Origin of the sequence: Microbispora sp. CL1-1, from assembly GCF_012034195.1 — a bacterium.
In the GTDB taxonomy this organism is placed as follows: Bacteria; Actinomycetota; Actinomycetes; order Streptosporangiales; family Streptosporangiaceae; genus Microbispora.
On sequence record NZ_JAATEK010000080.1, the window covers coordinates 1 to 11,055 of the forward strand.

Annotated in this window: 13 protein-coding genes; all 13 read left to right on the forward strand. The window is 68.7% G+C overall.

All coding sequences use genetic code 11. From position 1 onward, the window contains the following. A partial coding sequence (locus HCK04_RS39340) for a hypothetical protein (RefSeq protein WP_168066629.1) occupies positions 1-221 on the forward strand: 221 nt, incomplete at its 5' end. Next, a complete protein-coding gene (locus HCK04_RS39345) occupies positions 203-1,060 on the forward strand; it encodes a hypothetical protein (RefSeq protein ID WP_142652614.1) in 858 nt (285 codons plus the stop codon). The genes HCK04_RS39340 and HCK04_RS39345, both read left to right, overlap by 19 nt. A 3-nt stretch (positions 1,061-1,063) precedes the next feature. Next, positions 1,064-1,735 carry an SAF domain-containing protein gene (locus HCK04_RS39350; protein WP_142652615.1) on the forward strand — a complete coding sequence of 224 codons (672 nt, stop codon included), beginning with the start codon at positions 1,064-1,066 and terminating at the stop codon, positions 1,733-1,735. Next, positions 1,729-2,451, forward strand: coding sequence for a hypothetical protein (locus HCK04_RS39355; protein WP_142652616.1), 723 nt, complete (start codon positions 1,729-1,731; stop codon positions 2,449-2,451). The genes HCK04_RS39350 and HCK04_RS39355 overlap by 7 nt, the downstream gene beginning before the upstream one ends. After that, positions 2,451-3,752 (forward strand): ATPase, T2SS/T4P/T4SS family, encoded by a 1,302-nt coding sequence (locus HCK04_RS39360; protein WP_168066632.1) that lies wholly within the window; start codon positions 2,451-2,453, stop codon positions 3,750-3,752. Before HCK04_RS39355 ends, HCK04_RS39360 begins: the two co-directional genes overlap by 1 nt. Continuing rightward, complete coding sequence (locus HCK04_RS39365; RefSeq protein ID WP_168066634.1) at positions 3,743-4,573, forward strand: type II secretion system F family protein; 831 nt, start codon at positions 3,743-3,745, stop codon at positions 4,571-4,573. The genes HCK04_RS39360 and HCK04_RS39365 overlap by 10 nt, the downstream gene beginning before the upstream one ends. Then, a complete protein-coding gene (locus HCK04_RS39370) occupies positions 4,570-5,451 on the forward strand; it encodes a type II secretion system F family protein (RefSeq protein ID WP_142652619.1) in 882 nt (293 codons plus the stop codon). Before HCK04_RS39365 ends, HCK04_RS39370 begins: the two co-directional genes overlap by 4 nt. Before the next feature lie 24 nt (positions 5,452-5,475). Continuing rightward, on the forward strand, positions 5,476-5,688 hold the full coding sequence (locus HCK04_RS43255; protein ID WP_168066636.1) for a hypothetical protein: 213 nt from the start codon (positions 5,476-5,478) through the stop codon (positions 5,686-5,688). A 16-nt stretch (positions 5,689-5,704) separates the two neighbouring features. Beyond that, positions 5,705-6,052: a TadE/TadG family type IV pilus assembly protein gene (locus tag HCK04_RS43260; RefSeq protein ID WP_240972248.1), complete on the forward strand. Its 348-nt coding sequence runs from the start codon at positions 5,705-5,707 to the stop codon at positions 6,050-6,052. 107 nt (positions 6,053-6,159) lie between these two features. Continuing rightward, positions 6,160-6,561, forward strand: coding sequence for a TadE/TadG family type IV pilus assembly protein (locus tag HCK04_RS39385; protein WP_205831261.1), 402 nt, complete (start codon positions 6,160-6,162; stop codon positions 6,559-6,561). Continuing rightward, the gene (locus tag HCK04_RS39390) at positions 6,561-6,977 is read left to right on the forward strand and encodes a pilus assembly protein TadG-related protein (protein WP_142652622.1); all 417 of its coding nucleotides are present in this window, start codon (positions 6,561-6,563) and stop codon (positions 6,975-6,977) included. The genes HCK04_RS39385 and HCK04_RS39390 overlap by 1 nt, the downstream gene beginning before the upstream one ends. Before the next feature lie 156 nt (positions 6,978-7,133). Continuing rightward, positions 7,134-9,590 carry a LysM peptidoglycan-binding domain-containing protein gene (locus HCK04_RS39395; RefSeq protein WP_168066640.1) on the forward strand — a complete coding sequence of 819 codons (2,457 nt, stop codon included), beginning with the start codon at positions 7,134-7,136 and terminating at the stop codon, positions 9,588-9,590. A gap of 123 nt (positions 9,591-9,713) precedes the next feature. Beyond that, on the forward strand, positions 9,714-10,943 hold the full coding sequence (locus HCK04_RS39400) for an ROK family transcriptional regulator (protein ID WP_205831262.1): 1,230 nt from the start codon (positions 9,714-9,716) through the stop codon (positions 10,941-10,943). Positions 10,944-11,055: the final 112 nt, after the last annotated feature.

Consider the following 11,055-nt stretch of genomic DNA (forward strand, 5'->3'; position numbering starts at 1 on the left):
CGGTGTTCCACCCCTTCGACATCAAGGTCAAGGGGCAGAAGGCGACGCTGCACGACTGCCAGGACAACCGCAATAGCGGACAGATGGACGAGAAGACCTCGAAGCGGGTTCTTCACGGGAGTGAGAACACCCATCTCGTCGCGACGCTGCTCTTGGTTGAGGGGGCGTGGAAGGTCTCGACTCTTGAGCATGTGAGGGAGTCGTGTTCAGCCGTATCCTGATCGCGAGCGTGCTGCCCGTTGTGCCGATGCTCACGCCCTCGCCGCCACTGGACAACAACGAAGTTCAGACGTCGCCTTTGGGCTATGTCCTGACGGCCGACAAAGATCCGCACTCTGGACAGCAGGCCACAAGCGCGAGTGCGGCTCACCGTCGGTCCAGTGTCACCTGTTCCTACACACCCTGGCATGCCGATGGAATGAAGAACGGCGGCCTGGAATGGGTCGATCCGGCGTCGAGCCCCGGAGGCGTACCGAAGGGCAAGGGCGCCTATTACCTGGTTGAGTGTTCCGACGGCTTCCGCGACGTCCGTTGGGTTCCCGATCGCGCTCCTGGGGCTCCTCGCGTGACGCCCGCTCAACTGGCGCGGCGGGCGTGGGCGTTGATACCGGTGCGCGAGCCGAAGGTCCTCACCGCTCCGCCGCGCGGCTCCACCGGCCTGGTCGGCCTGGACGAGTGGGTCTACCTGGCCAAGGGGGAGTGGAGCCCGAAGCGCAAGCGGGTGGAGACGGCCGGCGTCTGGGCAGAGGCGACAGCACGCCCCCAGAAGATGACCGTTGACCCGGGTGACGGTGGCAAACCCGTTACCTGCCAGGGGCCCGGCACGCCGTACAACCCGGAGCTCCCCGCGAGCCGCCAGAAGCCGACCTGCGCGGTGAGGTACCTCCAGCCGTCGCTCCGTCAGGGGCAGGGGAACGCCTATCGGGTCACGGTAACGGTCACGTGGAGCGGCATGTGGACCGGCTCGGGCGGGACCGGTGGCACGTTGCCGCCGATCACGCGATCGACCTCGTTCCCGCTCCGCGTCGCGGAAGCCCAGGCACTCATCACCAAGGACTGACGCATGCTCCAGCGATCTTCAGCGGCCACGAACAGCCCACCCACCGCACGGCCCGTGCCAGGCAAGCGCCGCCCCGCGATGGCCGTCGTCGGCGTTCTGGCGGTCGTGTTGAGCGCGGTCACGGTGCTGCAGGTGTATCAACTGGCCGCGCATCGCACACAAGTCCTGGTCATGGCCCGTGACGTGCCGATCGGGGAGGTCATCGAGGCTCAGGACCTGACGAGCCTCGGGGTGGGCGTGGTGCCGGGGATGCAGTGGATCCGCACACGGGACCGAGACGGCGTGATCGGCAAGCGAGCCACAGTCGACCTCAAGGCTGGGACGCTTCTCGCGCCCTCCCAGCTGGGCACAGCCCTCACCCCCGATGACGGCCAGCAGATCGTACCGATCGCGCTCAAGGCGACCCAGCTCCCCGCACGCGGGCTCAAGCCCGGCGACCGGGTCGTCGCGGCAGCCGTTCCGGAGGAAGGGCGGCAAGGCCTTGAGTATCGCGCGCTGGTCGACAAGGTCGGGCAACCTGACGCCGATGGGACCGTGGTCGTGGACTTCCTGGTGCCGGCCACGACCGGTACGGCTCTGGCCCGTCTGGCCGCGGAGGGGAAGGTCGCGATGGTGCTCGCGTCGAGAGCCGCTCAAACTCGCGCGCCCGCCTGTCAGCCGGGGGCGCCGTGCTGACCGTGCTGTGCTCGGGCGGGCATGCCGCCGGTACGACCACCACCGCGCTCGCGCTCTTCCTTGAGTGGCCGCGCCCTGCGCTGCTGGTTGAGGCGGATCCTGGAGGCGGCACGATCCTGTCCGGCTACCTGGCAGGCACGCCGCGCGATCGCGGCTTGGCCGAGTGGGGTGTGAAGATCCGCAGGGGAGTCGCCGCGGCCGAGGCGCTGTGGGACCAGCTCTACGCCATTCAGGATGGCAGGCTGATTCTCCCCGGCCTTGCCGAGCCCAAGCAGGCTATGGCGCTCCAACCACTCTGGCCGGAGATCGTGGGTTGCCTGGCCGCCCTGGATGAGGATGTGGTCGTCGACCTGGGCCAGGTGGGGCGGCCGGACACGCCGAATGACCTGCTCGCCCGGGCCGACCGGGTGTTCGTCGTCACCAGGCCCACGCTGGCCCATCTGCACGCCACAACCTCCGCCATCCGCGATGTGCAGGAACTGCGCGGGCATCTGCCGGATGCCGAGCTCATCGTGGTGGGGGACGGCCAGTACCAGCTCAAGGAGATTGGCAAGACGCTCGGTGCCACGGTCGCGGCATGGTTGCCGTCCGACAAGTGGTCCGCACCGGCGCTCGCGTACGGCGTTGGTCGCATCCGGCCGATGTCGCCACTGATGCGCAGCGCCCGGGCGCTCGCGGCCGCTCTCGTCGCGCAGAGTGATCAGGTGATGGCGTGATGGACGACCAGGACTTCCGCCGTGCCGTACGCGAACTGCAGCAGCAGGTCAACAATGCGCTGGATGAGTCGGGCGTCACGGGGGCGGAGGCGACCCTGCAGTACGGCAAGGCCGTCATCACGAACGTCGTTCGCACCTACGCCGACAACCTCGCCCTGCTCGGCCGGCCCGCTCCGACTCTGGACGAGGAGGAGCAGCTCAAGAAGGCTGTCGAGAACCGGATTTTCTATCTGGGCGACCTGCAGCCGCTTGTGGACGATCCCGAGGTCGAGAACATCGACGTCAATCGGTACGACCAGGTTTGGGTGACCTACACCGACGGACGCAAGGTGACCGGCCCGCCGGCCGCCGACAGTGAAGAAGAGCTGATCGAGAACGTCCGCCGCTGGGGCATCTACCAGGGGCAGAACGCCAGGGACTTCTCCACCGCCAGGCCGATCCTGCACAAGGCGCTGTCCAACACCGTACGGCTGGCCGCGGCGACCGGTATCACCCCGCACACGGCGTTCTCCATCCGCAAGCACGGCATGCTCGACGCCACCATGTCGGATCTCGCCGCCCGGGGAACCATGTCCTGGCCCGTCCGGCACTTCCTGCACGCGGTGATGAACGTCCCGATGAACGTGATCGTCGCAGGGGCGATGAACTCCGGCAAGTCCACCCTGGTCCGCGCTCTTGCCGGCGATATCGACCCGTTCGAGCGGCTCATCACCGTCGAGAACGAGCGCGAGTTGTTCCTGCACCTGATGCCCGAGCGGCACCACGACGTGCTCAGCTTCGAGGCGCGCGCCGCCAACTCCGAGGGCGAGGGCGCGGTCACCATGCGCCAGCTGATCGACGACGCGTTCCGCTTCAACGGCCGCCGCATCCTCGTCGGCGAGGTACGCAGCGACGAGCTCGTCCCCATGCTGGTCGCGATGAACTCCGGCGGTCGCGGGTCGATCTGCACCATGCACGCCGATTCGGCGGAGGAGATCTTCCCCCGCATGGAGATCCTGGCCGGGAGCATGCCCGCTGACGCGCTGTTCCGCCTGGTCGGCAAGGCCGTCGACTTCATCGTCTATCTCCGGCACGAGGTGAGCCACGACCCCGACGCCCCGATGAACGTCCGTTACATCTCGGAGATCTTCGAGGTCCTGCCGCCGGCCGACTCGGTCGTCCCGGCCGTCAACCGGGTCTTCGTACCAGGGCCGGACGGGCGGGCCGTACCGAACGTCACTCCCCAGTGCATGGACAAGCTGGTCAAGGCGGGCTTCGACGCCACCATGTTCATCCCGAGAGCGGGTGGGCTGTGGAACTGATCGCAGCCCTCGCCGGAGGCGTGTTCGCCGCTGGGATCATCCTGGTGGTCGCGGGCCTGCGCCGGGTCCCGGTGCGGCAGCCCCGCCGCGCTCGGCGACGCGTGCCCAAGGTCGCCACCATTCCGCTCGCGTTGGCTCTTGGAGCCGCGGTCATCGTGTTCTGGCTGACGGGATGGCCAGTTGCCGCCTTCTCAGCCGGGGCCGCCGTGCTGCTCCTGCCTCGGGTTCTGTCCGGCCGGGAGGTGGTGCGCCGGATCGCCCGGCTGGAGGCGATCGAGACATGGATTCGCCAGCTCGCCGACGCCCTGTCCGGGAGCGCGGGCATCGAGGAGGCCCTGGCCATCAGCGCCCGCAACGCACCGGAGCCGATCGCCGCCGAGGTCGCCGCGCTCGCCCGCCGACTGGCCCTTCGTGTGCCGGCCGACAGCGCCCTGCGCGCCTTCGCCGACGAGCTTGACGACCTGGTCGGCGACATGGCTGCCGCCTCCCTGATCCTCGCCGCGGAGTCCCGGGGTCGCGGTCTGCGGGAGGTGCTCCTGGGGCTCGCCCGGACCATCGGCATGGATGTGTCCGCTCAGCGTGAGGTCGAGGCCGAGCGGTCGCGGCATCGCACCACCGCCCGCTGGGTCATCGGCGCGCTGCTCGGCTACACCGGTTTCGCCCTGTTGAACCAGCAGTACGTGGCGCCGTTCGGCAGCTTCTTCGGACAGCTCGTCCTCGCCGGGGTCGCCGGGCTGTACGCCGTGACGTTCTGGTGGATCCACCGCCTCGGCAGCGCCCCGGAGACGGACCGTTTCCTGAACGAGGAGGCCACGGGATGACCTGGGCGGTGCTCGCCGCCGGAGGGACGATGGGCCTCGGCCTGTTCCTGATCCTGCTCGCCGTACGGCCCGGCCCACCCGAGCTGGCCGCCTCGCTGGCGCGCCTCCAGCCCGGCGGCGGCTCGGTGGAGGTGCACAGCCTGCCCGAACGCGTCCGCCGCACGGCCATCGGCGTGCTCGGCTCATCCTGGCTGGGCAGCCGCGCGAAGAATGCCGATCTGGCCATCGTTGGCAGGAGCCGAGAGACCCATCTCGGTCGGAAGGCGCTGCTCATGGCCACCGGCCTGTGCGGACCAGCCATTCTGTGGACGTACGGCTGGCTGCTCGGCGTCACCTTCCCCGCGATCATCTTGTGGGCGACGTCCGCCGTCTTCGGCGCCGTGATGTTCACCGCGCCCGAGCTGTCGCTGCGGGTGGAGGCCGCCAACGCGCGGCGGCGATTCCGCCGGGCACTGGTCTGCTACCTCGACCTCGTCGCACTGTGCCGACTGGCCGGACGCGGCCCGGCCGACGCGCTCGACTCCGCTGCCCGGGTCGGAAAGGGGCAGACGTTCAAGCGGCTGTCGTCCGCGCTCGATCCGGCCTTCCGCGGCAGCGGCTCCGCCTGGGACGAGCTCGCCCGCCTGTCACGGGAGCTCGACGTACCAGAGCTGGGCGAGGTCGCCGCGATCGCCAAGATGGCCGGCACCGAGGGCGCCAGCATTCTCGACACCCTCAAGGCCAAGGCGGCCAGCCTGCGCGAGAGCGAGATGGCCGCGCTGCTGGCGAGGGCGAAGAGCCGTACCGAGACCATGACCGTCCCCATGTCCCTGACCGTCGTCGGCTTCATGATCTTGCTGGGCTACCCGGCCCTGGCCCGGATGACCGGTGGTGGATGACCGTATGAGAGAAGGGTCCTTCGCATGCTGCACATCTACGGTCGCATGTTGGCGGTCGGCGCGTGGATCAACGCCAAGGTTCCGCTCCTTCGGCGGCTTCGCCTGCGAGCCGGGGAGGACGCCGGAGAGGGCCCGCTGGGCTTCATCGTCCTCGCCGCGGCCATATTCCTGCTGGCCGTCGCCGTCGCAGCCAAGATCACGCAGGTTGTCAACGACTACATGGGGAAAATCAAGTGATCGCGGGTCGGCGCCGTTGGAGGCGGCCATCCTCTACCCGGTGGTCCTCACCCTGACCCTGCTCCTGGTCAACACGGCGCTGTGGTTCCACGCCCGCAACGTCGCACTCGCCGCCGCCCAGGAGGGCGTACGGGTTGCCCGGGCGTACGGCTCCAACCTCTCGGCCAGCACGGTCGTCGCCGAGCGGTTCGCCCAGCGGGTCGGCGGGTCCTTCCTGCTCGCACCGCACGCCATTGCCGGCCGTACGGGCGGCACTGTGTCGGTGACCGTGCAGGGCGAGGCGCTCGCGTTGGTGCCGCTGCTCAAGCTAACGGTGACCCAGGTCGCCCATGCTCCGATAGAACGATGGTCGACTCCCACCTGATGCGCGTTGGAGGCAGATCGCGAATGAGACCAGCCCGGCGCCGTGTCCATCGCGCCGAGCTGGAAGGCGTATGCGTGGGCCCCCGAGCCACCGCCGAGCGCGGGTCGATGACAGTAGAGCTGGCTGTTCTCGCGCCCGCGCTGGTCCTGGTGCTCGTGGCGATGGTCGCTGCTGGGCGGATCGTCATCGCGCATGGCTCGGTGGAGGCGGCGGCCCGCGATGCCGCCCGGCAGGCGTCCATCTCGCGTGACCCCTCCTCAGCGCGCACCGCGGCGCTGACGAGCGCGCGAGCGGCACTCGCTCGTGAAGGGCTTGAATGCGCGCCGACGGTCTCGGTGGACACGGGAGGGTTCTCCGCTCCTTTGGGACGGCAAGCCACGGTGTCGGCGACGGTGACCTGTGACGTGCGGCTCAGCGACCTCGCCCTGCCCGGAATCCCCGGCTCGAAGGTTCTGACCAGCAGGTTTGTAAGCAGCCTTGATCCGTTCCGCGCCAGAGGAGACCGGTGATGCTCCACGGGGACAGGGGATCGATCTCGGGGTTCGTTGTGGTCGTCATGCTGGCCGCCTTGGTTTGCCTGGGCCTGGTTGTGGACGGTGGGCAGAAGATCCGCGCCTATCGGGAGGCGTACGCGGTCGCGGAGGAGGCCGCACGAGCGGGGGCCGGCGTCGTCGACGTCGACCGCGCGTACGCCCAGGGCGGCCGGTTTGAGCTGGACAGCGGTAACGCGCTGGCCGCGGCCCGCGCGTACCTCACCTCGTCGGGACACCGGGGGAGCGTCGCGATGACGAGCGGACGGACGTTGCGGGTCACGGTGAACGTGTCCCGGCCGACCGTGCTGCTGTCGCTGATCGGCGTGGGCGACGTGACGGCCAGCGCGAGCGCCTCCGCCCGGATGCTGCAGGGAATCGAGCAGGGAGAGTAGATGCACAGCCACCGTCCGACCGCTGCCGCCGTCTACTCGGCACTGGCTCTGGTGGCGCTGGTCGCCGGGCCGCCCGTCGTCCTGCTCGGCTTCCTCGATCCGCCGCACATTCCCACGGGGGCGGAGCTGGCCACGCCGGGCGATCCGGCATTCCTGGTGAACGCGCTGCTGGCCACGGCATGGCTGTGCTGGCTGATGTTCACCTGGTCGGTGCTCGCCGAGGTGGTGCGCCGTCTGCGGAACGTTCACGACCGTGCCGTGCTCCGGACGCCGTTCCAGCGGCTCGCCGCGCATCTCATCACGACGATCGCGATCTCGTCGGTCGCCCCGGCTCCCCAGGCGGTTGCCGCCACGGTCACCGTCGCCGCCACCCCCATGGACGCTTCGGAGGTTGCGCAGGAGGTCGCTATCTCTGAGGCTGCTCGGCACACGACGTACCGAGTCAAGCCGCACGACACCCTGTGGGAGATCGCCAAGACACATCTGGGCGACCCCATGCGATACCGGGAAATCGTGAAGCTGAACGAAGGCCGGCAGATGGCGGACGGAGCCACCTTCACCTCCGACGGCTGGATCCGCCCCGGCTGGGTCATCCGGATGCCGTCGGACGCCAAGGAGCCGGAGCCGCAGCACGCGCAGGTTCACGTCGTACGGGAAGGCGAAAGCCTGTGGGACATCGCCGAACGACACCTGGGGGACGGCAAGCGCTACCGGGAGATCTTCAAGCTCAACAAGGGCCGGGCTCAGCATGATGGCGGGCAGCTCACCCATCCAGGCGAGATCGAGGCTGGGTGGCGTCTGCGGCTGCCGGAGCAGGCGCCAGCGGACAGGGCTGCCGAGCAGGCCGTAGCCCGAGAGCCCGCTCCTGTGCCCCGAGAAACCGTGACACCACGTGCCATCGAAACCCCGGCGGCGCTGCCGGCGCACGCCGCACCGCGGGTGGGCATCGCCCTACCGGAGGGCGGCGTGGTCGGCCTGTCGTTCGCTGCGGGCATCGCCGTCGCCCTAGCCGCCGTACGCGTACGGCAACGCGTCCGGCGACCGATCCCGGGGGCGTCGGAAGCCGTTCAGATCGTGGCCCTGCCCAAGCCGGAGCCAGCAGTCCAGGCGGTTGACGAAGAGTTCCGGCAATCCACCGACCCGGTCCCGGACGACTACGACCTGGTCAAGGACTCCTTCACCACCAAGCCCCCTGCCACGCTGGATGTCGGCATACGCGCCGACAGGGTCGTCGCCGTGAACCTGTGCCTGAACCTGTGCCTGAACGGGGGCGGCGCAGAAGACGTCGTACGCGCGCTGTTCACAGCTCTCGTCGCCCAGGCCGAGGCGCATCGCGTCGAACTCGTCCTATCTCGGGACGACGCGGCCGAGCTATTCGGCGACGACTGGGACGCCCTCGCCATGCATCTGCCCGGCCTCACACTCACACCCACCTTCGACGACGCCGTCACGCACGTCGCCAGCGAGCACATACACCGCACCGAACTGCTGCAAGATGCCGAAGTCGGCGACCTCGCCGCGTTTCGGGCCAGCAGGCCGGATGAGCTGGTCCCGGAGTTGGTGTTGGTCGGCCGGCTGACGGGCCGGGACCCGTCGTACCTCGAGTCGTTCATGGAATACGCCCCGCGCCTCGGAATCGGCGCCATCCTGCTCGGGACCCGGCTCGCGGAGGCCGGATGCGAGGTCGGGACGGACTTCCGAGCCGTCGGCGGCGACCTGAACGGCACCGACCTGTTCCACCTCTCACAGCAGGAAGCGATCGTCTTCCAACGCAGAATCGCGATGCAGCACGGTTATGAGGAGCCCGCTGAAGACGAGCCCGCGGCCGAGATTCCCGTCGTGGAGAACGCCCAGGCCACGACCCGCGTCCGCCTGCTCGTGCTGGGAGAGGTACGCGTGGAGATCGACGGAGAACCGGTCGACATCCCAACCGCCAAAGGCATGGAGATGCTCGTGCTCCTCGCGGTTCATCCAAACGGCCGGACCCGGGAGGAGATCTGCGCCGAACTATGGCCCGATGTCGGCGAGCCCCAGGCCGGGTACCGCTTCCACGCCGCGCTCAGCGATCTGCGCAAGCGGCTCTGGGCCGCCACGGGCACGACCCGCAAGGAGACGAACTTCATCGAAGCGGAAAGCGGGACCTACCGCATCGACCGCCAGCACGTCTGGATCGACCTCTGGGAGTTCCACCGCGCCCTCGCCGAAGCGAGGAAAGCCACAGACCCTGAGGCCAAGGCCGCCGCTCTGGACAGAGCCGCCGAGGTCTGCCGAGGCCACCTCGCCGACGGGGCACCGTATCTCTGGATCGACCTCGATCACAGAGACCCGCTCACCCTCACCTCCGTACGGACGCTCCTCCAGCTTGGAGGCATCCATGAGAAGGCCGGAAGACCGAAGCGGGCTCTGGAAGTCATGGAGCAGGCGCTGACGCTCGACCCCATCAACGAGGCCGCCGCGGCCGCCGTCATCCGCCTGCTCATCGGACTTGGCCGCCGAGACGAGGCACGCCTACGCGCCCAGCACCTCAACGCCCACCTCGCCAGCCTCGACCTCGAACCCGCCCCCGCGACCAAGGCGACCCTCAGGCAGCTCCAGGTCCTTGGTCGAGTTTGATGTGGGACGCGGCGGCGAAGATCCTCGGCTGCTTCCACGAGCTCATCGCCGCCGACAAGATCCACCCTGATCCCACCGAGGGTCTACATCCGCTTACTTGTATCGCGAAAGTAAACTAATGCCATGACAGGGCGACCCGTGCCTGGGCACGGCGGGGGCGGAAGCGCCAGCGGGCTGATACGGATGGTTGCGCAGCCAGAGTTGGCCGGCGCCGCAGGAGATGACACCCGCGCGCGCATCTTCGCGGAAATTCTCACCGCGGGGCCCTTCTCCCGCACGGAGCTGGCCAAGCGGTTGAATCTGTCGCAATCGACGGTGACCAAGGCCGTCAACCCGCTGGTCGACATGGGCTACCTCATCGAGGCCGGCGAGCGCAGCTCGGGTAACGGGCGGCCACAGCGGCTGCTGCGAGTGGCGGGGGACAGGCATGCGGCTGCTCGGGTGAAGCTGGCTCCCAAGCACGTGACCGTTGTGCTGACCGATCTCGAGGCGACGGTGCTGGCCAGTCGCCGCCAAGCGATGAAGACCGGCTACTCCCCTGAGGACGGCTTCGCCGCCGCTATCGAGGGCATCGAAAGACTGCTGGACGAGCAACCGGACGCACGGGACAAGTTGCTCGGTCTGGGCGTCGCTCTGGGTGGCCATGTCGACCCTCAAACCGGCAGGTGCGTGCACTCGGGTGTGCTCGGCTGGGACGAGATAGACGTCGCGGCGCCGCTGTCCGACACGCTCGGGCTGCCCGTGGTGGTTAACAACGACGTGAACGCGCTGGTCATCGCGGAGCGATGGTTCGGAGCTGGGCGCGACAGCGACTCATTCGCCGTGGTCACCGTCGGGGCCGGAGTCGGCTGCGGTCTTCTGCTCCGCGGCGATCTATACACGGGAGCCACCGGTCTGGCGGGCGAGTTCGGCCACATACCCCTGCACGCCCGAGGGCACGAGTGCACCTGTGGGAACCGCGGGTGCTTGGAGACAGTGGCCTCCGATCTGGCCGTCCTTCGCGACATCAGCGAGTACGACGGGAAGCCGTGCACGTCCATGGACGAGGCCGCCGTGCGGGCGCGATCCGGGGACGAGGTAGCGCGCAGGGCGTTCGTGTCCATGGGAGAGGCGCTCGGACTGGGCTTGGCGACGCTGTGCAATCTGCTCAACCTTGAGAAGATCATCCTGACTGGGGAGAGCATCGGCACGCATGACCTGTTCGGCGATCCGTGCCGGGAGTCCTTGCAAGCACATGGGTTCTCCAGCGCAGCCGCTGACTGCGATGTGATCGTCCACGACGCCGACCACGCTCTGTGGGCTCGCGGTGCGGCCTGCCTGGTCATCCGCGAATCGGTACACGGGGTCAGGTGAAGGAGATCACCAGGAGATCTCCTCTGAATTCGATCTCCGAGCACGGGTCATGGCCGCCGGCGCAGCGACGCCGGCGGCCATCTGGCATCTACAGATTGATCAGGAGGTGAGG